Genomic DNA, 23388 nt, shown 5'->3' with positions numbered 1-23388 from the left:
CGGCATTGATCTTTTCTTGTCTCTCGCGTTAAGCCTGCGGCGTGAAGCGGTGCGTCTGCGCGCCCGCCTGAAAGGACGATCATGCCTCCCTATCTGAAATGCGGCGCGGCTTTTTGTGCGCTTCTGCTTATCCCGGCCCTCCCGGCACAGGCATTTGCCCAGGCACAGGCCCCGACACAGGCGCCCACACAGGCGGCGAAAAAATTGACCCTGGAACGGGTCTTCGCCAGCCCGGATCTCGCCGGACCGCAGCCCCGCGCGCTCAAACTGTCGCCCGACGGGGCGCTGGTCACGCTGTTGAAACCGCGGCCGGATGAAAAGGAGCGACTGGACCTCTGGGCGATCGACACCCGGACGGGCGCGGAGCGGATGCTGGTCGATTCCAAAAAGACCGGCAGCGGCGCCGAATTGTCCGAAGCGGAAAAAATGCAGCGTGAGCGCGACCGTTCGGTGGCGGGCAGCACCGGCATCACCGGCTATGACTGGTCGCCCGACGGCAAATCGATCCTCGTGCCGGTTGATGGCGACCTCTATCTCGCCGCGCTGGACGGCCAAGTCACGCGGTTGACCGATACGCCCGAGGGTGAATTAAACGGCGTGGTCAGCCCCGGCGGCAGCTTCGTCTCATTCGTGCGCGACGGCAATCTGTTCGTGCAGCCGATCGACGGCGCAGAGCGGCAGGTGACGAAGGGCGCGAGCGACACGGTCAGCTGGGGCGTTGCCGAATTCGTCGCGCAGGAGGAAATGGACCGCCGCACCGGCTATTGGTGGTCGCCGGACGACAGCCTGATCGCCGTCGCCCGCGTCGATGAAAGCCCGGTCGGCATCGTCACCCGCACCGCCATCGGCGGGGAAGGGACGAAGGTCTATCAGCAACGCTATCCCGCCGCCGGAACACCCAACGCGATCGTCGAACTTTATGTGATGAAGCCCGACGGGTCGAGTCAGGTGAAAGTCGATCTGGGTGCAGACAAGGACGTCTATCTCGCTCGCGTCGACTGGTCGAAAGATGGCAAGACGCTCTACGTCCAGCGGGAGAGCCGCGACCAGAAGCGGCTCGACCTGCTCGCCGTCGATCCCGCCACCGGCGCGGCCAAGGTTGCGCTCACCGAAACGGCCAAGAGCTGGATCAACCTGTCCAATAGCTTCCATCCGCTGCGGGACGGCAGCTTCCTCTGGTGGTCGGAACGGACCGGCCATGGCCATCTCTATCGTGTGCACGAGAGCAAATGGACAGCCCTCACCAGCGGGGACTGGGAGGTGCGCGATGTCGTGGGCGTGGATGAAACGAAGGGCCTCGTCTATTTTACTGGGAATCGCGAAACGCCGTTGGAGCAGCAGCTCTATGTCACGACGCTCGGCAAGCTTGCGCCGGCGCGCGCGTTGACCCAGGCTGGCTGGTGGAACGACGCGGTAATGGACCGCGCGGCGACACGGATCGTGGTGACGCGCCAGAATAGTGACCAGCCCAAGCAGCTTTATCTGGCAGACAGCAGCGGCAAGCAGCTTCAGTGGCTATCGGAAAACGCACTGACCGGCGACCATCCCTATGCCCCCTATGTCGCCAGTCATGCCAAGACCCGCTTCGGCACGGTCAAGGCCGCCGACGGCACGACGCTCTACACCAAGATCATGACCCCGCCGATGGAGCCGGGGAAACGCTATCCCGTCTTCATGATCCATTATGGCGGTCCTGGCGGCGGGCGGCAGGTGACCAACAGCTGGTCCGGCGCGCTCAATCAATATCTGGTCGATCGTGGCTGGATCGTCTTCGCCATCGACAATCGCGGCACGCCTGATCGCGGCAAGGCGTTCGAGGATCATCTTTATCGAGCCATGGGCACGGTGGAAGTCGAGGACCAGCTCAAGGGCGTCGAATGGCTCAAGGCGCAACCCTATGTCGATCCGAACCGGATCGCCACCTATGGCTGGTCCTATGGCGGCTATATGTCGGTCAAGCTGCTGGAAAAGGCGACGGGCGTCTTCGCTGCCGCAGTCGCGGGCGCGCCGGTCACCAAATGGCAGCTATATGACACCCATTATACCGAACGCTATCTCGGCCAGCCACAGGACAAGCCCAGCGCCTACCCGGCTGCGGGCGCGGTCGATGATGCGGTGAAGATCACGGATCCGCTGCTGCTGATCCACGGCATGTCCGACGACAATGTGGTGTTCGACAATGCGACGGCGCTGATGGCGAAGATGCAGGGCGCGGCCGTGCCGTTCGAAATGATGGCCTATCCGGGGCAAACCCATCGCGTCGGCGGGCCGGGCATCAGCGTCCATGTCTGGCGCACGATCGAGCATTTCCTCGCCGAACATGCCGGTGGACCGGCCGAAGACTGAAGCGGGGCGCTATCGCCAGGCGTGAAAGACCGCCCGGCGATAGCGATCCTTCTTGCGGAAGGGCATGGCCCATTTGCGCCAGCCCGCATTATCCAGCGCCTCGGGCAGGACCTGGAAACGCGCATAGCCGAACCGGTGGCACATTTCGCGGAGCGCCAGGATATTGGGCGCCCAGAAATTGGTGGAGTCGCTGTCCAGTTCCAGTTCCGTGAACAACCGCATTGCCGGCACCGGTTCGTGGCGCAACGCCGTCACCGTCTCGATCACCAGATGGTCGCGGCTCATTGCGGCGGCCGCTTCCAATATGCGATAGGGGTCGGTGACGTGATAGAGGACGCCCAGCAGCAGCACGGTGTCGAACTGCCCCAACTCCTCGACCCGGTGCTGGGCGACGTCCAGGTCCATCGATCGCACCTTCGATCCGAAACGAGCATGGGCATGGTCGAAACCGCGCTTGTCGCCCCAGCCTTGGCCCGACCAGCAGAAATGATCGGTCGCCAGCACCTCGGCCGCGCCGCGCCGCTCCGCCTCGAAAGAGAAAAAGCCGTCCCACGCGCCAATGTCGAGCACCCGCCTGCCGGCCAGCGGTCCGGCGAAAATCTGGTCGGCTTCCTCGCGCAGCGACGCGAGCGGCTTGATGCCATCGACCCGTTCGCCATCGGGAAATTCGAAACTGTGGAACCAGCGCTGGGGCAGGGGCGGCAGCGGCTTTGACTGCATCGACTGTAAATCCGGTGGCAGGAGGATGGGGAGGAACAGGCCATCGATATGGGCCGGCGACTGGGCGCGCTATCGGATCGAAAAGCCCTTCTTTCTGGACAAATGCCCCAGTATCGCTATGCCGCGCAATCCGCAATATGTCTGTTTCAGTGGAGTCTTAAGTCATGGGTTACAAGGTCGTCGTCGTCGGAGCCACCGGTAATGTGGGCCGCGAAATGCTGACCATTCTCGCCGAGCGCGAGTTCCCGATTGACGAGATCGCGGCGGTTGCTTCGTCCCGGTCGCACGGCACTGAAATTGAGTTCGGTGAAACCGGCAAGATGCTCAAATGCAAGAATATCGAGCATTTCGATTTTACCGGCTGGGACATCGCCCTGTTTGCCGCAGGTTCCGGCCCGACGGCCGAATATGCGCCCAAGGCTGCGGCGGCCGGCTGTGTCGTGATCGACAATTCGTCGCTTTATCGCATGGACCCGGACGTGCCGCTGATCGTGCCCGAAGTGAACCCGGACGCGATTGCCGGCTACACCAAGAAGAATATCATCGCTAACCCCAACTGCTCGACCGCGCAGATGGTCGTTGCCTTGAAGCCGCTGCACGACATCGCAAAGATCAAGCGCGTCGTCGTCGCCACCTATCAGTCGGTGTCGGGCGCGGGCAAGGAAGGCATGGACGAGCTGTTCGAACAGTCGCGCAACATCTTCGTCGGCGATCCGGCCGAACCGAAGAAATTCACCAAGCAGATCGCCTTCAACGTGATCCCGCATATCGACGTTTTCCTGGACGATGGATCGACCAAGGAGGAATGGAAGATGGTCGCGGAAACGAAGAAGATCCTTGATCCGAAGATCAAGCTGACCGCGACCTGCGTGCGCGTGCCCGTCTTTGTCGGTCATAGCGAGGCGCTGAACATCGAGTTCGAGAATGAAATCTCGGCCAAGGAAGCGCAGGACATCCTGCGTGAGGCGCCGGGCATCATGCTGATCGACAAGCGTGAGGATGGCGGTTACGTCACGCCGGTCGAATGCGTCGGCGACTATGCGACCTTCATCAGCCGCGTGCGGGAGGATTCGACCGTCGACAACGGCCTGAACATCTGGTGCGTCAGTGACAATCTGCGCAAGGGCGCGGCGCTCAACGCCGTGCAGATCGCCGAACTGCTGGGCCGCCGCCACCTCAAAAAGGGCTGAACCCATGATCTCCGGCGTTGCGGCGATGTGGAAGCTGCTTCCCATCGCCCAGCGCCGGATGATCCTGTTGTTGCTGGTCGCGATCGGCCTCGCCAATGTCGCCCAGCCCTATCCCGATCTCGCGCCGCTCCAGCACGGGCCGACGGTCGCGCTGCTCTTGGCCGCGCCATGGTTCTTGCGTCGCTGGCCGCTTTCGACCTCCGCTATCGCCTGCATCTGGTTCTTCCTTCTGCTACACACGCTGGGCGCGCGCTGGATATACAGCTATGTGCCTTATGACGACTGGGCGCGGATGCTTGGCGGTCATGATATTTCCAGCATCTTCGGCATGACGCGCAACGGCTATGACCGACTGGTCCACTTTGCGTTCGGGGCGCTATTGACCTTCCCGATCGCGCAGGGCGCGCATCGCCATGGAGGACTGTCGTGGAGATGGGCGCTGGCCTTCGCCTTTGCCGCCATTGGCCTTGGCAGCACGCTTTACGAGATATTCGAATGGTTGCTCACCATCGTCGCGGCGAGCGACACCGCCGATTACTATAATGGCCAGCAGGGCGATGCCTGGGACGCGCAGAAAGACATGGCGCTGGCGCAGGCCGGCAGCGCACTGGCCCTGATCGCGCTCTTGCGCCGTCCCGGTGGAAAATCTATCGGCAAGCCGCCCCCACCCCCGCCCCCGTCCTCGCAAGGAACCGCCCGATGACCGACCTCCCCATCGAACGCCATGACATCGAAGGACATGACGGACTGCCGATCGCCGTGCATGTCGTGGGGGAGGGGCGCGACCTGGTGCTGATCCATGGCTATTTCTCCAACGCCTGGACCAACTGGATTCGCTACGGCCATGCGGCGGCCCTGGTGGCGGCCGGCTTCCGCCTCATCATGCCCGACCTGCGCGGCCATGGCGAAAGCGGCAAGCCGCACGACGTCGCCGCCTATCAACCCGATGCGCTGACCGACGACAATCTTGCCCTGGTCGAGCAGATGGGCCTTACCGACTATGATCTGGGCGGCTATTCGCTGGGCGCCCGGACCACGGTGCGGATGCTGGCGCGCGGTGCAACGCCGCGGCGGGTGATCCTGGCCGGCATGGGCCTGCGCGGGCTGGTGCAGACGCTCGACAATGGCGGCTATTACCGCAACGTGCTGACCAATCTCGGCAGCTTCGAGCGCGGCTCGTCCGAGTGGATGACGGAAGCCTTCCTCAAAACCACCAAGGGCGATCCGGTGGCTCTGCTGAACATTCTCAACACCTTCGTGGACACGCCGGAGGACATCATCGCAGGCTTTCAGCAGCCGACCGAGGTGATTTGCGGCACGGATGACGATAGCAACGGCAACGCGCAGGAGCTGGCCCATATATTGCCCAATGGCCGCTATGTCGAAGTGCCGGGCAACCATATGAATGCGGTCACGCGCAAGGAATTGGGTCAGGCGATGGTCGATTTTCTCACCGCTTGACTGCATCGCGGGACCAAGCCACCTTCCCCTTATAAGTGGATAAGGGGAACCCCATGAAAATCGCTATCTCGCTGGCCGCGCTCGCGGCCGCTCTCGTTGTTTCGCCGGCCTTGGCGCAGCAGGCGTCGACCGTCGCACCTTCCGCTGCGGAAGCGGAGGCCTTCCTCGCGAAGGCGGAGAAAAGCCTGTTCGATCAATCGATCATCAGCGGCCGGGCCGCCTGGATCAACGCGACCTATATCACCGACGATACCGACGCGATCGCATCCTATTTCGGCGCGATCGACACCCGCCAGCGGGTCGACTACGCGCTGGATGCCGCCAAATATGCGGCTGCACCCGGATTGACCGAAGAAACCAGGCGCCGCCTTACCTTGCTGCGCACCGCCCTGACCTTGCCCGCGCCCACGACGGCGGGCGCGGCCGAGGAACTCAACGATCTGGCGACCAGCCTCCAGTCCGCTTATGGCAAGGGCAAGGGCACGTTGAACGGTCAGCCGATCAACGGCAGCGACATCGAAGAGCAGATGGGGCTCAATCGCAACCCCGAGGAACTCAAGGAAATGTGGGTGAGCTGGCATGACAATGTCGGCGCACCGATGCGCGAAGACTATGCCAGGCTGGTCGGCATCGCCAATGCCGGATCGAAAGAACTGGGTTTTGCCGATACCGGCGCGATGTGGCGGTCCAAATATGACATGCCGGCCGATGATTTCGCCAGGTTGACGGACAAGATCTGGGCGGAAGTGAAGCCGCTCTACGACGAGCTCCATTGCTACACCCGCGCCAAGCTGAATGAAAAATATGGCGATGCCGTCCAGCCCGCGAACGGGCCGATCCGCGCCGATCTTCTGGGCAATATGTGGGCGCAGGAATGGGGTAATATCTATAAGATCGTCGCGCCCGAAGGCGCAGGGGATCTTGGCTATGACGTGACCGATCTGCTTGAAGCCAAAGGCTATGACCCGGTCAAGATGGTGAAGACGGGCGAGGGCTTCTACAGTTCGCTGGGCTTTGATCCGCTGCCCCAGACATTCTGGGACCGCTCGCAGATCGTCAAGCCGCGGGATCGCGAAGTCGTCTGCCATGCCTCGGCCTGGGATCTCGACAATAAGGACGATATCCGCATCAAGATGTGCACGAAGGTGAATGGCGACGATTTCGTCACCATCCATCATGAGTTGGGCCATAATTATTACCAGCGCGCCTATCAGGTGCAGAAACCGCTCTATCTCGATGGCGCCAATGACGGTTTCCATGAAGCGATCGGCGATTTCGTCGCCTTGTCCATCACGCCCGACTATCTGGTGAAGATCGGCCTGCTCGATCCCGCTCAGGTGCCCGGCGCCGACAAGGATTTGGGTCTGCTGCTGCGCCAGGCGATGGATAAGGTCGCGTTCCTGCCCTTTGGCCTGCTGATCGACAAATGGCGCTGGGGCGTGTTCGACGGGTCGATCCCGCAGAGCCAGTATGAAAAGGGCTGGAACGACCTGCGCCTCAAATATCAGGGCATCGTGCCCCCGGTGCCGCGCGATGAGACGAAGTTCGATCCGGGCGGCAAATATCATATCCCCGGCAACACCCCCTATACCCGCTATTTCCTGGCCCGCGTGCTGCAATTCCAGTTTTACGAGGCCGCGTGCAGGCAGGCCGGCTGGAAAGGGCCGCTGCATCGTTGCTCCTTCTATGGCAACAAGCAGGTCGGCGCGAAGCTGAAGGCCATGTTGGAAATGGGTGCGTCGAAGCCTTGGCCCGACGCGCTTCAGGCCTTCACCGGCAGCCGCGAGATGTCGGGCAAGGCATTGGTCAATTATTTCGCGCCACTCCAGAAGTGGTTGATCGAACAGAATAAAGGCAAGTCCTGCGGCTGGTAAGGCTGAGTAAAACTTGGTAAATGGCTGGTGTATGAGTGCACCAGCCATCCTTCTTTCCCTGCTTTTCGGAACCGCTGCCGTGATGACCGTCGCTCTGGCGGTCGCATGGCTCCATTTCGGTCGTCAAAAGCATGTCCTCACCTGGACCGCGTCTTATGGCGTCGGAATTCTCCAGTGGCTCGCCAATGCCGGGGGCTTCTTCCTGCAAAGCCGTCTGCTCTTCATCGTCACCGGTGTCGGCCTGATCGCAAGCGGCTCCTTGCTGGCGATCGGTATTCGCCAACGGTCGGGCCGCCCGCTCCACATCGCCGCTTTCGTCGTTCCTGCGGCGATTGTGAGCCTGGCGATCGCCCTCGCCATCGGACCGATGGGCAGCCAGATCATGCAGGGCATGATCATCCCGACCTATGTCGGCACCCTGCTGCTGGTGAGCGCGCTTTCGCTCTGGCCGCGCGATCGCTCGCTCACGCCGCCTGAAATCGCCTTTTTTGCCTGTTTGCTGGCCTTTGCGCTCTGCCAGCTCGCCCTCGCCGTTTCCGCCACGTTCATCCGGGGACCGGCGGAAGGGAAGGAACTCTATCGCGCGATCCTGGGCCTTTTCATGCCCACCATCTATGTCGGGACGGCGGTAGCGGCCGTGCTGGTGGTCGCCGGCGATCTGGCGCAACAATTGCGGAACCAGATGCGGCACGACCCGCTGACACAGGTGCTCAACCGCCGGGGGCTGGATGAGGCGGCCACGCGCGCCATCGCGCAGGCGCGACGCCACGGCCGCGCGCTCGCCCTGGTCGTATGCGACCTCGATGGGTTCAAGGGGCTGAACGACAGCTATGGTCACATCGCCGGTGATCAGGCGCTCAAAGGCTTTGCCGGACTGCTGACCCTGGCGGTGCGGCGGGGGGACATTGTCGGCCGGATGGGCGGGGACGAGTTCGGCCTGCTGTTGCAGGACACCGATTCCGCGGCTGCCGCCGATGTGATGGAACGCGTCCGTGCGGAGGTGGGCCACCTCTGCCTGCCACGCGTGCCAGGTGGCCAGTTGCGCGCCAGTTTCGGCGTGGCCGAACTGGTGGCGACCGACATGACGCTGGAGGATATGGTCGCGCGCGCCGATGAAGCGCTCTATGCCGCCAAGAAGCAGGGCAAGGACCGGGTCAACATCGCGCGATCGGCGGCCTGACCCGGCAAGGCTTCACCGAAAAGGCGGCTCGTTGAAGGCGCGCAGCTTGCGGCTGTGCAGTTTCGCGCCTTCCTGCCGCAGCAACTCGCACGTCATCAAACCCACGCGCAAATGGCCCGCGATCGCTTCCTCGTAGAAGCGGTTGGCCTGACCGGGCAGTTTCAGTTCGCCATGGATGGGCTTGTCGGACACGCACAGCAACGTCCCGTACGGCACGCGGAAGCGATAGCCCTGCGCTGCGATCGTTGCCGATTCCATGTCGATCCCGACCGCGCGCGAGAGGCTGAAGCGCAGCGCGGAATGGGAGTAGCGCAATTCCCAGTTCCGATCGTCGGTGGTGACGACCGTCCCGGTGCGCAGGCGGCGCCGGAAATCCTCTGCATCATTGCCGCCCAGCACGGCTTCGGCGGCCGTGGCCATCGCGACCTGGACTTCCGCGATCGCCGGCACCGGAATTTCCGGCGGCAACATCTCGTCCAGCACCTTGTCGTCGCGCAGATAGGCGTGGGCCAGCACATAGTCGCCGATCCGCTGGCTGGGTCGCAGGCCGCCGCAATGGCCGATCATGAGCCAGGCTTCGGGCCGCACCACCGCCAGATGGTCGCAGATCGTCTTGGCGTTGGCCGGGCCGACGCCGATATTGACCAGGGTGATGCCGCTGCGGTCCGGCGCGATCAGGTGATAGGCGGGCATCTGGTGCTTGCGCCAAGCGCCCTCGGCAATGGCGGCATGGGGATTGGCCGTGTCGTTGGTCACATAGACGCCGCCGGCGCCCGACAGGGCAGTGAAGCGGCTGCCTTCCCGCTGCAATTCGGCGCAGGCCCACGCCACGAACTCGTCGACATAGCGATGATAGTTGGTGAACAGGATATAGCGCTGCACATGCTCGGCCGGCGTGCCGGTATAATGTTTCAGGCGCGCGAGCGAAAAATCGGTGCGCAACCCGTCGAACAGCGCCAGCGGCCGTCCACCATCCGCCCCCGGAGTAAACAGCCCATCGGCGATCTCGTCACCGATTTCCGCCAGTTCGGTCGCGGGGAAATAGCGCGCCAGCTCGGTCGGCGGCGTGCCGTCCAGCGCGCTGATGTCCAGGCCATCCAGCACATAGGGGAAGGGGATCTGCTGCGCGCTGGGTCCAACTTCGACTTCCACGCCATAGTCGCGGACCAGAAGGTCGATCTGTTCGGCCAGATAATCGGCGAACATGGCGGGCCGTGTGATCGTCGTGACGTAGCGGCCCGGCTTCGACAGGCGCGCGAAGGATCGACCCGGCGGCGGCATCTCGCTGTCGTTATGATAGGTTATGCGCAATTCGGGATAGCAGAACCGCCGGTCGGTGCGCGCCTCGGGCGGCGGCACGCTGCCGTCGCGGGCATAGGCGCGCATTGCTTCGCGCAGGGTTTCGATGGCTGTCTGGTAGATTTGGTCGAGTTGCGCGACCGTTGCGCTGCCGATGCTTTGTGTCATCGCCCCCTGTTAACGGTTTTCCGTGACGGAAGGAAGACGAAGATGGGATCGCGCGCCACGCACCGCTGGGTGGCGCGCGATCGGCCGGATCAGAGCTGTTCGAGCATATGTTCGGCGGACGACAGCTTGAAGTCGCCCGGCGCTTCGACATTCAGTTCGCTGATGACGCCGTCCTTGACGATCATCGAAAAGCGCTGGCCGCGCGTGCCCAGGCCGAACTTGCTGCCGTCCATGGTGAGGCCCACCGCCTTGGCGAAGTCGCCATTGCCGTCGGCGAGCATCGTCACCTTGCCTTCGGCGCCGGCCGACTTGCCCCAGGCGCCCATGACAAAGGCGTCATTGACCGCCGTGCAGGCGATTTCGTCGACGCCCTTCGCCTTGAGTGCTTCGGCCTTGTCGATGAAGCCTGGCAGATGCTTGGCCGAGCAGGTCGGCGTGAATGCGCCGGGGACGGAGAAGATCGCGACGGTCTTGCCGCTGAAAAACGTGTCGGAAGCGACCGGCTCAGGGCCGTCGGCCGTCATTTTCGTGAAAGTCGTGCTCGGAACGCGGTCACCCTTGGAAATGGTCATGCTCTGTCTCCTGGCCATGTAGTGCGGCGGGAAGTCGGTGGTGGCGCGCGCCATGTCAAGGCGCGGCCGCGGGAATATGTCGCGCCGCCCCACCCATGCGGTCACTCGTCCTTGGCAAGGCGCGGCGGCTGTCTATATTCGACCCATGATGCAAGCCCAATATTATGGCGGGCACTTCCTGCTCGCGCTGCCAGGCATGGAGGACATGCGTTTCGATCATTCGGTGGTCGCCCTTTGCGTCCATGACGCACAAGGCGCGCTGGGCATCGCGGTGGGCGAGGAGATGGAGGGCGTGCGGCTCCATGATCTGCTCGAGAGTTTCGACATCGACGGCAGCGATGTGCCCGACCTACCCGTGCTGCGTGGCGGCCCGGTGGAGCCGCGTCGGGGTTTCGTCCTCCACTCGCTCGACTGGGGCGGGCAGGACATGGTCCAGGTCAACGAACGATGGGGCCTGTCCGGCTCGCTCGACATATTGAAGGCCATCGCCGAACGGCGCGGCCCAAGCCGCTATCTCGTAGCGCTCGGCTATGCCGGCTGGGGCGCGGGGCAGTTGGAGCAGGAAATGACCGGCGAAAGCTGGTTCCTTGCTCCCGGTGACGCGGACTTGCTGTTCGACACGCCCGCCCGCCGCAAAAGGGCGGCGATCTTCGCGGCGGCAGGCATCGATTCGGCCCATCTGGTCGGCGGCGCGGGCTCGGCCTGACGGAAGGCTTGCACGCTACATAAAGAAAACTTTATATCGAGTTGCCTTGCTGCGCCCCGGTTGGTAAGGCGCTCCCCATACAGCCGCCGGACCGCCCGGCGGCGAAGACCAGTTTTCACAGCAACGGAGACACGCTCGTGGCCACCGCACCCGCCACCCAGGCGCAGGACTATGTGATTGCCGACATCGGCCTCGCCGGCTTCGGCCGCAAGGAAATCGAGATCGCCGAAACCGAAATGCCGGGCCTGATGGCTCTGCGCGACGAGTTCGGCGCGGCCAAGCCGCTCAAGGGCGCGCGCATCACCGGCTCGCTGCACATGACGATCCAGACCGCCGTCCTCATTGAGACGCTGGCCGATCTGGGCGCCGACATCCGCTGGGCGTCGTGCAACATTTTCTCGACCCAGGATCATGCCGCCGCCGCCATCGCCGCGCGCGGCATCCCCGTCTTCGCCGTCAAGGGCGAGACGCTGGAGGAATATTGGGACTATGTCGTCAAGATTTTCGACTGGGGCCAGGACACCACCTGCAACATGATCCTCGACGATGGCGGCGACGCCACCATGTTCGCGCTCTGGGGCGCGCGGGTCGAGGCCGGGGAAGACCTGTTCGCGCCGACCAACGAGGAAGAGGAAATCTTCGTCGCCACGCTGCGCCGTTTCCTGGCCGAACGCCCGGGCTATCTGACCCAGACCGTCGCCGCCATCAAGGGCGTGTCGGAAGAGACCACCACCGGCGTTCACCGCCTCTATGAGCTGGCCAAGAAGGGCAAGCTGCCCTTCCCGGCGATCAATGTGAACGACAGCGTCACCAAGTCGAAGTTCGACAATCTCTATGGCTGCAAGGAATCGCTGGTCGACGCCATCCGTCGCGCCACCGACGTCATGCTGGCCGGCAAGGTCGCCTGCGTCGCCGGCTTCGGTGATGTCGGCAAGGGCTCGGCGGCGTCGCTGCGCAACGGCGGCGCGCGCGTCATCGTGACTGAAGTCGATCCCATCTGCGCGCTTCAGGCGGCGATGGAAGGCTATGAGGTCGTGACCATGGAAGAAGCGGCCAAGCGCGCCGACATCTTCGTCACCGCCACAGGCAATGCCGACGTCATCACCGTCGACCATATGCGCGAAATGAAGAATATGGCGATCGTCTGCAATATCGGCCATTTCGACAGCGAGATCCAGATTGCGGGCCTCAACAACATGAAATGGACCGAGATCAAGCCGCAGGTCGATGAAGTCGAATTCCCCGACGGCAAGAAGATCATCGTGCTCGCGAAGGGCCGTCTGGTCAATCTGGGCTGCGCCACCGGCCACCCCAGCTTCGTCATGTCCTCCTCCTTCACCAACCAGGTGCTGGCCCAGATCGAATTGTGGACCAAGGCGGACGAGTATCAGAACGAAGTCTATGTCCTGCCCAAGCATCTGGACGAGAAGGTTGCCGCGCTGCACCTCGAAAAGCTGGGCGTGAAGCTCAGCAAGCTGAGCCAGAAGCAGGCCGACTATATCGGTGTGCCGGTCGAAGGCCCGTTCAAGCCGGACCATTATCGCTACTGATGCGATGATCGCCATTGTTGCGGTTGGCAAAGGGAGAGGGCGGCGACGCTCTCTCCCTTTTTCATGGAATTCCGGGCCGGTCGCACGAATCTTTCCAACGCCCGCTTCCCGCTGCGCCCGACTTGGGATAGGTCCGTCCCGACTATGACAAGGGACGGGCAGGTTCGGCGAATGGAGGGCGGGCGCATATGACGGCGCTATCACCCGTTGCCGCCATCATCTTGGGCGTCGTGCTGGCGCTCTGGCTTGGCGCCGCGATCTGGGCGCTGCTGAGCGGCCAGCGTATGCGCCGCGACGGCACCCACGCACAGGGCAAGCTCGACCGGCTGACGGTGCTGTTGTCCTCGGCCCCCGCCGCTCCCGTCATCATCCATCCCGATGGCAGGCTGGAAGCGGCCGACCGCCTCGCCAAATGGTTGGGCAAGACGCGCGTTCCCAATTTCCTGTCCGAACTCACCGCCGAAGATGGCGGGATCGAGCCGGAAGACGCCGCACTGCTCGCGCGGGACATTGCCGCGGCCCAGCGCGCCGGCAAAAGCTTCTCGCTGCCGATTCGCGGTCATGGTTCGGCGCGTCTGCTGCTGGTGCGCGGCGCGCCCGCCGGGCCGGATCTTGCCGGCAGTGGCGGCGTCGTGCTGTGGATTTTTGACGCGACCGACAGCCAGACCGAAATCCAGGCGCTGCGGACCCAGGTCGATCAGTTGCGTGAAGCGCTGGAGGCGCTCGCCGGGCTGGTGGAAGCCGCGCCTTTCCCGATGTGGCATCGCACGGCCGACCTGCGGCTCAGCCTGGTCAACAGCGCCTATGTCCGCGCGGTCGACGCCCGCGATGCGCGCGATGTCATCGCCCACAGCATCGAACTGGTCGAATCGGTCGGCGGCGTTCCGCCCGAGGCCGCTGCCGCCGATGCGATGGCGCGGGGCGAGCTGGTCGAACGAATGGTGCCCGCCACCATCGATGGCGAACGCCGGATGATGCGGGTGGTGGACGTGCCGCTGGGCGACGCGGGGATCGCCGGTTATGCGGTCGACCAGCATGAACTGGAACAGGCGCGGGTCGAACGCGACCGGCTCGAGGCCGCCCAGCGCGATCTGCTGGATCGTCTGTCGGCCGGCGTCGCCCGCTTCGGGCCGGACCGGGCGCTGCGCTTCTGGAACCAGCCCTTCATCAGCCTGTTCGGCCTGCGACAGGACGCTTTGGCCGACGCCCCGCTGTTCGAACGTGTGCTCGATCAGATGCGCGATGCGCGGCGTCTGCCCGAACATCGCGATTTTCCCGCGTGGCGCGGAGAACGGCGCAACTGGTTCCTCTCGCCCGAGCCGCGGGAAGAAAATTGGCTGCTGGCCGACGGCACGCATCTTAGGGTCTATGCGCAGCCGCTGCCCGATGGCGGCCTGCTGCTGATCTTCGAGGACCGCACCGAACAGGTCCAACTGTCGAGCGCCCGCGACACGCTGCTGCGGGTGCGCACCGCAACCTTCGACAATCTCTTCGAATCGATCGGCGTCTTCGCCGCCGACGGACGACTCCAGATGTGGAACAGCCGCTTCCGTACGGTTTGGGGCGCAAGCGAGGAACTGCTTGCCACTCATCCGCGCATCGATGACCTGATGCGCGACGTGCAGTCCTGCCTTGCCAAGCCGCAGCAGTCCAATCTCGTCCGCGAACTGGTTCGCGCCGCCACGGTCGAACGCAAGCAACGCATGGGCCATGTCGGTTTCGCCGACGGCCGCATCTTCGAATTCGCCGCCATCCCGCTGCCGGACGGCAATGCGCTCTTCACCATGCTCGACGTCACCGACAGCCGCCGGGTCGAACAGGTGCTGCGCGACCGTAACGAAGCGCTGGAGCAGGCGGACAAGATCAAGACCGCCTTCGTCACGAACATGAGTTACGAACTGCGCACCCCGCTCACCACCATCGCTGGCTTCGCCGAGATGATGAGCGAGGGCTATGCCGGTTCATTGTCGGACTCGGCGAAGGATTATGTGGACGGTATCCTTCAGAGCACGGGGCGGCTCGCCATGCTGATCGACAATGTCCTCGACCTCACCCAAGGGGAAGCAGGGACGCTGCCGATCGAGCGCAACCCGGTCGATCTGGCGGCGCTCGCCCGCGCGCGGGTGGATCGACTGCGCGGCGATGCGAAGGCCAAGGGCATGGAACTGGCGATCCAGTTGGAACCCTCGCTCGGCATCATCCAGGGTGACGAACGCCGCATCGGGCAGTGTATCGACCATCTGCTGGAAAATGCGCTCAACTATTGCGGCCGGGGCGCCCGCGTCCTGCTCCATGGCGATGGCGCGGCGGACAAGGTGCGTATCGTCATATCCGATGACGGTCCGGGCATTCCCGTAGCGCAGCAGGGCGCGATCTTCGATCCGCTCGCGCGCGCCGAACAGGCGCGCAGCGGGGCCAAGGCCGGCATGGGCCTCCCCCTCGCGCGGCAGCTGGTGCAGGCGCATGGCGGATCGTTGCAGCTCGTGTCGAAGGAAGGGCAGGGGACGATGATCCTGATCGAATTGCCCCGTGGCTGAACATATACTCGACCTAGTGGGCGAGGCGGCCATGCTGGATCTTGGCCGGCGGCTCGCGGCGCAGGTGCGGATCGGCGACGTTATCGCGCTCGAAGGGGGATTGGGCGCGGGCAAGACCACATTGGCGCGCGGCCTGCTCGAAGCGCTCGGTCTCCAGGATGAAGCGCCCAGCCCCAGCTTCGCCATCGTCCAGCCCTATGACGCGCCGGAGGTCAGCCTGCCGGTCGCCCATGTCGATCTCTACCGCCTCGATAATGCAGAGGAAGCGCGGGAACTCGCGCTGGGCGACTATCTGATGGACGGGCTGCTCATCATCGAATGGCCGGACCGGCTGGGGCGCGCATTATGGCCGCACAGCCTGCATCTCACCATCGAGATGATAACGGACGACGCGCGACGCTTGACAGCGGACGTGCCGGAGGCTTGGACGGATCGATGGTCCCGGATATGATACCCCCCGCTGCTGCGCCCGCTTTCCTCGCCCAGGCGGGCTGGGAACGGGCGGCGATCCTGCCGCTTGCCGGCGATGCGTCCTTCCGCCGCTATTTCCGCGTCGTTGAAGAAAGCCGTCGCGCCGTGCTGATGGATGCGCCGCCACCGCACGAAGACCCGCGACCCTTCATCGCCATCGCCGAACAGCTCCGGCTCGACGGGTTCGCCGCGCCGCGCATCCTGGCCCGCGACCTGACGCACGGCCTGGTCCTGATCGAGGATTTCGGCGACTCACGCGTCAAGGAACATCTGGACGCCCGGCCCGGTGACGAAATGGCGGTCTATCGCCGCGCGGTCGATCTGCTGGGCGAACTGCATCGGCTGCCGCCTGCTGATCTGCCCCCCTATGACCATGGCGTCTATCAGCGGGAAACGGGGCTGCTGACGGAATATTATTGCCCGGCGATCGGCCTTCCGGTCGATGTCGACGCCTATGTCGGCGCGTGGGACAAGGTGCTGCCTCTGGTGGAAGGATCGGCCAGCCCCGCCGTGACGGTGCTGCGCGACTATCATGCCGAAAATATCATGCTGATCGAAGACCCGTCCTCGCACGGCCTTGGCCTGCTGGATTTTCAGGATGCCCTGGTCGGCCACCCGGCCTATGATCTCGTTTCGTTGCTTCAGGACGCGCGGCGCGACGTGCCGGTCGCGGTGGAAGCCGCTATGCTCGCCCATTATCGGGCGATCGCGTCGCCGCCGGCCGATTTCGACGCCGCCTATGCGGTGCTGGGCGCCCAGCGCAACGCGAAGATCATCGGCATCTTCACCCGCCTGTGGAAGCGCGATGGCAAGCCGCGTTATCTATCCTATCTGCCGCGCATGTGGGGGCTGCTGGAACGCGATCTGGCGCATCCGGCGCTGGCGCCGGTCGCTGACTGGTTCGCCGCCAACATCCCCGCCGACAAGCGTCACGATGCGCTACAGGCGTTCGCCCCGGCATGAGGTCTGGCGCATGATCGATACCGCGATGCTGATGTCCGCCGGCCTGGGCAAGCGGATGCGTCCGCTCACCGCGACCCGGCCCAAGCCGCTGGTCAAGGTGGCGGGCAAGCCGTTGATGGACCATGCGCTGGACCGGCTGGAGGCAGGCGGCGTGCGCAAGGTGGTGGTGAATGTCCATTATCTCGCCGACACGGTCGAAGCGCATCTCAAGGCGCGCCGCTGCGGGCTGGAGTTCGCGGTGTCGGACGAGCGCGCCAAGCTGCTGGAAACCGGCGGCGGACTGATGCGGGCGAAGCCCCTTTTGGGCGACGAGCCGTTCATCTGCGCCAATAGCGACAATCTGTGGATAGATGGGCCGCAGGAAACGCTGGCCATGATGCAACGCGTCTGGGATCCGGCGCGCATGGATGCGCTGCTGCTGGTCGTGCCGTTGGCGCGCGCGCACTGCCATCGTGGGCCGGGCGACTTCCATATGGATGCGGACGGACGGCTCTCGCGGCGCAAGACGGCCTATGTGGCGCCTTTTGTCTTCACCGGAATTCAGATCATGGCGCCATCGCTGCTCATCGATCCGCCGGGCGACATGTTTTCGACCAATATCTTCTGGAACAGGGCGATCGAGTCCGGGCGCCTTTATGGCGTGTCCCATCAGGGGCTCTGGTTCGATGTCGGCACGCCGGCGGCCATTCCCGTCGTGGAATCCATGCTCGCTCATGGGTGATCGGGCGCGCCCGTCACTGTTCACCATACCGGCGCACCGCGCCTTTGCCGATGCGCTGGTCGCCGGGCTGCTGGCGCAGCATCGCGGCGATCCGATGGCGCTGGCGCAGGCCATGGTGCTGCTACCCAACAACCGCGCGATCCGTGCGGTCAGCGACGCCTTCGTGCGGCGGTCGGGCGGTGGCCTGCTATTGCCGCGCCTCATCGCGATCGGCGATCCAGACCTTGGCGAACAGGTCGGCGGCGCGCTCGATCCGCTGGGTGAAGAAGAGCCGATCCCGCCCGCGATCGCCCCGATGCGCCGTCAGATGATGCTGGCGCGCATGGTGCAGGACGCCCGGCCGGACATTGATGCGGGGCAGGCGCTGCAACTCGGGCAGGCGCTCGGCGCGGTGCTGGACCAGATGCAGGTGGAGCGGGTGCCGCTCACCGCGCTGCGCGACCTCGACCTTTCCGCCGAGCTGTCGCGTCATTGGCAAACGTCGCTGGCGATGTTCGAAATCCTGATCGCGCGCTGGCCACGCGAACTGGCGCTAATCGGCTGCATCGATCTGGCCGACCGGCGCAATCGCCTGTTCGACCGACTTGCCGAGCGCTGGGCCGCTCACCCGCCGACGGGATTCGTGATCGCCGCCGGCATATCGACCACCGCGCCCGCCGTCGCCCATCTGCTCCGCCGCATCGGGGAGATGCCGCGCGGCATGGTGGTATTCGCCGCGCTGGACCAGTATATGGATGCCGACGCCTGGGACGGCATCGGCCCGTTTCCGCCAGACCCGGTCAGCGGACGGCGCGCGCCCGGCCATGAAAGCCATCCGCAATATGCGCTGAAGCGTCTGCTCGACGGCATGAGCGCCACGCGCGACGATGTCGCCCAATGGCGCTGGGGCAGCGAACATGACGCGCGGGCGGTGCGCGGGCGCAATATCTCCAACGCCATGCTGCCGCCGCGCCTCACCAGCCGCTGGCGCGATCTCAAGACGGCGGATCGCTCACTTGCAGGCGTGGAGGCGCTCGAAGTCGCTACCCCCGGCGAAGAGGCGCAGGCCATCGCCATCGCGCTGCGCGAGGCTTTGGAAACGCCCGAACGCACCGCCGCGCTGGTCACGCCCGACCGGCAGCTTGCGACCCGCGTGTCCGCGCATCTGCGCCGCTGGGGGATTGAGGCGGACGACAGCGCCGGCCAGCCATTGTCGCGCCTGCTGCCCGGAACCTTGCTGATCGCGATGGCGGAAGCGGTTGCGGAACGTTTCGCCCCTGTGCCGCTGCTCACCCTGCTCAAACATCCATTGGTGATGCGGGGCGAGGGGCGGCTTGCCTGGCTGGAGGGGGTGCGCGCGCTCGACCTGCTGTTGCGCGGGCCACGGCCGCAGGCGGGCTTGCAGGGCGTCGACCTGCTGCTCATGCCGCGTGAGGATGACCGGCAGCGGATCGTGCGGGACCAGGTTCGCGCATGGTGGCCCACCGCCCGCGCCATGCTGGAACCGCTCGAAACCGCCTTTGCCGCTGCGGTGGACCTTGGCGGTCAGTTGGCGGCGTTGCGGGAACAGGCGGGCGCGCTTTCGGCCGATGCGATCTGGGCCGGGCATCAGGGCCATGCTGCCGCCGACCTGTTCGCCGAGATGGAGGCCGCAGCCCCAGAAGGGCCGCGGCAGGCCGATCTCCGCGCCTTGCCCGCGCTGCTCGACCACATGCTGGGCGGCGTCTCGGTTCGACCGCCGCAGGGCGGCCATCCGCGCCTCGCGATCCTGGGCCTGATCGAGGCCCGGCTGACGCAGGCCGACCTCATGATCCTGGGCGGCCTTAACGAAGGCACCTGGCCCGGCCTTCCCGCGCCCGATCCATGGCTGGCCCCGCGCATCCGGCGCGAACTCGGCCTGCCCGGACTGGAAACGCGGATCGGCCTTGCCGCGCATGATTTCGCCAGCGCGCTTGGCGCTCCCCATGTCCTCATCACTCGCGCGCGGCGGGGCAGTGGTGGCCCGGCGGTGGCATCGCGCCTGTGGCTTCGGCTCAAGGCGATGACCGGCGCGCAATGGCGGTCGGCCGAACGCTATGCCGGCTTTGCACGGATGATCGACGCACCGGCGGCCTATTACCCGGTCCGGCGGCCCGCGCCCGTGCCGCCGCTGTCCGTGCGCCCCAAACTCATCCCCGTCACCGACGTCGATCGATTGAAGGCCGATCCCTTCGCCTTCTATGCTCGCCGCATCCTGCGCCTGTCGCGGCTCGACCCGGTCGATGCCGACGCTGGCCCGGCCTGGCGGGGAACGGCGGTGCATGACGTGCTGCAACGCTGGGCGCAGGGGGACAGGCTCGACCCCGCGGACCTTGAAGCCCGCGCGCTGGCGATGTTCGACCAGCCCGAAGTCCATCCCCTGCTCAAGGCGCTGTGGCAACCGCGCCTGATCGAAGCCATCCGCTGGATCGCAGCAGAAGTCGCCGATGATATGGCGAAGGGGCGCCACATCGTCGCGGTCGAACAGGAAGGGCGGGCGGAGATTGCCGACGTAACCTTGATGGGCAAGGCGGATCGTATCGACCGCCTGCCCGACGGCGGCCTGGGCATCATCGACTATAAAACCGGCAAGCCGCCCAGCGCCCGTCAGGTGAAGGCGGGCTATGCGCTGCAATTGGGCCTGTTGGGCCTGATCGCGGAAGCGGGCGGTTTCGTCGGTCTGGGCGACCGGCCGGTCGCGGGCGACTTCGAATATTGGTCGCTCGCCAAGAAGGGCGAGCAATTCGGCTATCGCGAGCGCCCGGTCGATCCGCTCGGCAAGCGGGACAAGATCATCACCGCCGATTTCACCGCCCATGCCTATGACCATTTCGAGCGGTTGGCGGCCGAATACCTGCTCGGCGCCGCGCCCTTCAAGGCGCAGGTCAATCCCGAACTCGCCAATTACGGCGACTATGACCAGCTGATGCGGCTGGAGGAATGGTATGGCCGCGACGATGGCTAGGAAGCCCAATCCGCTGCAAAAGCTGCTGGGCGAACAGGCCCGCGCCGCCGCGCCCGACGCTCATGTCTGGCTGTCCGCCTCTGCCGGCACGGGCAAGACCCATGTGCTCACCGCGCGCGTTTTTCGCCTGCTGCTCCAAGGGGTGCGGCCGGAAAATATCCTCTGCCTCACCTTCACCAAGGCGGGCGCGGCCGAAATGGCCGATCGCGTGCATGACCGGCTCGCGGCCTGGGTGCAAATGGATGAGCCAGACCTGTTCAACGATCTGGAGGCGCTGGGCGAGGACTCCGGCCCTGACGCGCGCGATCATGCTCGCCGCCTTTTCGCCGAAGTGCTGGAATCCACCGGCGGCGGCCTGCGCATTCAGACGATTCACGGCTTTTGCCAGCAATTGCTGACCGCCTTTCCGCTGGAGGCGGACCTGGCGCCCGGTTTCCGGCCGCTCGACCAGCGCGAACAATCGAGCCTGGCGCGCCAGATGCTCGCCGAACTGGTGGTGGAGGCGCAGGAACAGGGCGACGCACCGTTGATCGCCGCGCTACAGGCACTCAGCCTGCGCATGGGCGAGGGCGGGGCGGAACAGTTCCTGCTGCGCTGCCCCGGGCGGGTGCAGGCGCTGGAAGCGCTTCCCGACAATATCGCGCCCTGGCTCATGGCCGAACTGGGCCTGCCAGATGGCGATGTCGATCAATGGCTGGCCGACCAGTGCTGCGACGAGATATTCGACATGCGCTCGCTCGACTGGATCGTGCGCGCCAATGCCGATTGGGGCAAGACGCGCGGATTGGAACGGTGCGACCGTATCGCCGCCTGGCGTAGGCTCGACCCGGCCGGGCGCGCGGCGGGGCTGGCCGACCTGCACCGGGCCTGGGCAAAGACCGATGGCGACATCATCGATGCCAAGGGGTGGGTGCCGCCCATCGACGGCTATGCCGACATGGCGGCGCGCCTGCATGAACGGTGCGGCGACCTGATCGCGCTGAAATTGCGCGCCGACTATGCCGCGCTGCTGGCGCAGGCATTGCACGCCGGCCGCGCCTATGCGCGCACTTATGCGCGGGGCAAGCGGCTCGCCGGCGCGGTCGATTTCGACGATCTGATCGCACGGACGGCCAGCCTGCTGGAACAGCCGGGCATCGCCGAATGGATACGCTATAAGCTCGACCAGCAAATCGATCATATTCTGGTCGATGAGGCGCAGGATACCAACGCCGCGCAATGGCGCATCGTCCGAACGCTGGCGGAGGAGTTTTTTGCCGGGGAGGGCGCGAAAGGGGAGCGGGTTCGCACCATCTTCACCGTCGGCGATTTCAAACAGGCGATTTTCGGCTTTCAGGGCACCAGTCCGCAGAATTTCGCGGCGGCGCAAATCCTGTTTCAGCGGGATGCGGGCCAGGCCGGCCATGACTTCTTCAACCTCTCGCTCGACCGCAGCTTCCGGTCTACGCCCGCCGTGCTGGACGTGGTCGATCGCACCATTTCCACCCTGCGCGCGGAACGGCTGGGGCTGGAGGGCGGCGAGGTCCGCCATGTCAGCGCCAATCGCCACCCCGGCGAAGTCATTCTCTGGAAACCGGTCATCGCCAACCTGTCCGAAGATGCGGAGGGCGAAGAAGACTGGGTCGATGACCAGGAACGGGTGCTGGCCCAGCGCATCGCCCGCCAGATCAAGCAATGGATCGATGACGGGTTGATGCTCGAAAGCCGGGGACGCCCGGTGCGCGCGGGCGACATCATGATCCTGGTCCGCCGCCGCAGCGAACTGGCGCGCCTGATCGTTGCGCGCCTCTATGAGGAGCAGGTGGCGGTCGCCGGGATCGACCGGCTGCGACTGAATGCGCCGCTTGCCGTGCGCGACCTGCTGGCGGCGCTGCGCTTTGCGGTGCAGCCGGAGGATGAGCTGAACCTGGCGTCGCTGCTGGTCTCGCCGCTGATCGGCTGGACCCAGGATGAACTGATGACCCGGTTGATCGGGCGCAAGGCCGGATTGTGGCGGCACCTCACCCAGACGCTGGACGATGCGCTGCTGCGGCCGCTGCGCGACCTGCTGGGCGTGGCGGATTTTTCCACCCCCTATCGCTATCTGGAGGCGATCCTGTCCGGGCCGATGGACGGTCGGCGCCGGCTGATTGAGCGGCTGGGGGCCGAAGCGGCCGACCCGATCGAGGAGTTGCTGAACGCCGCGCTGGCTTTCGAAAGCGACGATCATCCCTCGCTTCAACGCTTCATCGACTGGTTCGACCGGGGCGAGGTGGAGATTGTGCGCGATGCCGCGGCGGCGGGCGACATGCTGCGGCTGTTGACGGTGCATGGCGCCAAGGGGCTTCAGGCGCCGATCGTGATATTGGCCGACGCCTGCCTTGATCCCGACGCGGGCAACCGCGCCCATTCCCTCGAATGGAACGGCCTGCCCATCCTGGCCCCGCGAAAGGCCGAACGGCAGGGGCCGATCGGCGAGGCGGCAGAGGCGGCGGCGCAGGTGGAGCGGGAAGAACATTGGCGGCTGCTCTACGTCGCGCTGACCCGCGCCGAGGAAAAGCTGGTCGTCGCCGGATCGCTAGGGCCGCGCGCTAAGGGCGAGGTGAAGCCCGAAAGCTGGTTCGCCGCCGTGGACGGGGCCATGCTGTCGTTGGGCGCGGACTGGGACGCTGATCCGCTCTGGGGCGCC

General features: G+C 65.1%; 17 protein-coding genes. 14 read left to right on the top strand and 3 right to left on the bottom strand.

Annotation, left to right across the window (positions count from 1 at the left end; all coding sequences use genetic code 11):
- Positions 1-81: 81 nt before the first annotated feature.
- A complete protein-coding gene (locus tag C100_RS34350; protein WP_024019580.1) occupies positions 82-2346 on the top strand; it encodes a S9 family peptidase in 2265 nt (754 codons plus the stop codon).
- A 9-nt stretch (positions 2347-2355) separates the two neighbouring features.
- Here the strand turns inward: C100_RS34350 and C100_RS34345 are convergent, their stop codons facing one another.
- Entirely contained in the window at positions 2356-3066 is a 711-nt protein-coding gene (locus tag C100_RS34345; RefSeq protein WP_024019579.1) for a class I SAM-dependent methyltransferase, read from the bottom strand.
- 164 nt (positions 3067-3230) lie between these two features.
- On the opposite strand from C100_RS34345, the gene C100_RS34340 reads away from it, so the two are divergent.
- From C100_RS34340 to C100_RS34320, 5 genes are read left to right on the top strand one after another with little or no spacing between them, the layout of a single operon-like run.
- Positions 3231-4256 (top strand): aspartate-semialdehyde dehydrogenase, encoded by a 1026-nt coding sequence (locus C100_RS34340; protein WP_024019578.1) that lies wholly within the window; start codon positions 3231-3233, stop codon positions 4254-4256.
- A 4-nt stretch (positions 4257-4260) separates the two neighbouring features.
- On the top strand, positions 4261-4959 hold the full coding sequence (locus C100_RS34335) for a DUF2238 domain-containing protein (protein ID WP_031309293.1): 699 nt from the start codon (positions 4261-4263) through the stop codon (positions 4957-4959).
- Positions 4956-5717: an alpha/beta fold hydrolase gene (locus C100_RS34330; RefSeq protein ID WP_024019576.1), complete on the top strand. Its 762-nt coding sequence runs from the start codon at positions 4956-4958 to the stop codon at positions 5715-5717. The genes C100_RS34335 and C100_RS34330 overlap by 4 nt, the downstream gene beginning before the upstream one ends.
- A gap of 53 nt (positions 5718-5770) precedes the next feature.
- A complete protein-coding gene (locus C100_RS34325; protein WP_024019575.1) occupies positions 5771-7591 on the top strand; it encodes a M2 family metallopeptidase in 1821 nt (606 codons plus the stop codon).
- A gap of 31 nt (positions 7592-7622) precedes the next feature.
- Complete coding sequence (locus C100_RS34320; protein WP_031309292.1) at positions 7623-8771, top strand: GGDEF domain-containing protein; 1149 nt, start codon at positions 7623-7625, stop codon at positions 8769-8771.
- Between the two features lie 12 nt (positions 8772-8783).
- Here C100_RS34320 and C100_RS34315 read toward each other — a convergent pair whose 3' ends face one another.
- Both C100_RS34315 and C100_RS34310 read right to left on the bottom strand, forming a co-directional pair.
- Entirely contained in the window at positions 8784-10238 is a 1455-nt protein-coding gene (locus tag C100_RS34315) for an AMP nucleosidase (RefSeq protein ID WP_024019573.1), read from the bottom strand.
- Positions 10239-10327: 89 nt separating this feature from the next.
- A complete protein-coding gene (locus C100_RS34310) occupies positions 10328-10810 on the bottom strand; it encodes a peroxiredoxin (protein ID WP_031309291.1) in 483 nt (160 codons plus the stop codon).
- A 145-nt stretch (positions 10811-10955) separates the two neighbouring features.
- Between C100_RS34310 and C100_RS34305 the strand changes: the two genes are divergently transcribed.
- From C100_RS34305 to C100_RS34270, 8 genes are all read left to right on the top strand, one after another.
- Positions 10956-11516, top strand: a complete 561-nt coding sequence (locus C100_RS34305; protein ID WP_031309290.1) for a YqgE/AlgH family protein — start codon at positions 10956-10958, stop codon at positions 11514-11516.
- Positions 11517-11653: 137 nt separating this feature from the next.
- The gene (gene ahcY, locus C100_RS34300) at positions 11654-13066 is read left to right on the top strand and encodes an adenosylhomocysteinase (RefSeq protein ID WP_024019570.1); all 1413 of its coding nucleotides are present in this window, start codon (positions 11654-11656) and stop codon (positions 13064-13066) included.
- Between the two features lie 188 nt (positions 13067-13254).
- Complete coding sequence (locus C100_RS34295) at positions 13255-15603, top strand: sensor histidine kinase (protein ID WP_024019569.1); 2349 nt, start codon at positions 13255-13257, stop codon at positions 15601-15603.
- A 31-nt stretch (positions 15604-15634) separates the two neighbouring features.
- Positions 15635-16054, top strand: a complete 420-nt coding sequence (gene tsaE, locus C100_RS34290) for a tRNA (adenosine(37)-N6)-threonylcarbamoyltransferase complex ATPase subunit type 1 TsaE (protein ID WP_442800312.1) — start codon at positions 15635-15637, stop codon at positions 16052-16054.
- The gene (locus tag C100_RS34285; protein ID WP_031309288.1) at positions 16051-17037 is read left to right on the top strand and encodes an aminoglycoside phosphotransferase family protein; all 987 of its coding nucleotides are present in this window, start codon (positions 16051-16053) and stop codon (positions 17035-17037) included. Before tsaE ends, C100_RS34285 begins: the two co-directional genes overlap by 4 nt.
- A 10-nt stretch (positions 17038-17047) precedes the next feature.
- The gene (locus C100_RS34280; protein ID WP_031309287.1) at positions 17048-17758 is read left to right on the top strand and encodes a nucleotidyltransferase family protein; all 711 of its coding nucleotides are present in this window, start codon (positions 17048-17050) and stop codon (positions 17756-17758) included.
- Complete coding sequence (gene addB, locus C100_RS34275) at positions 17751-20720, top strand: double-strand break repair protein AddB (RefSeq protein WP_024019565.1); 2970 nt, start codon at positions 17751-17753, stop codon at positions 20718-20720. Before C100_RS34280 ends, addB begins: the two co-directional genes overlap by 8 nt.
- On the top strand, positions 20701-23388 hold a 2688-nt coding region (locus tag C100_RS34270), incomplete at its 3' end, for a UvrD-helicase domain-containing protein (RefSeq protein WP_024019564.1). The genes addB and C100_RS34270, both read left to right, overlap by 20 nt.

It is taken from the genome of Sphingobium sp. C100, from assembly GCF_000508185.1.
GTDB lineage: Bacteria > Pseudomonadota > Alphaproteobacteria > Sphingomonadales > Sphingomonadaceae > Sphingobium.
The sequence above is the reverse complement of the archived record's forward strand: the minus strand, read 5'-3'. Positions and strand labels throughout refer to the sequence as shown.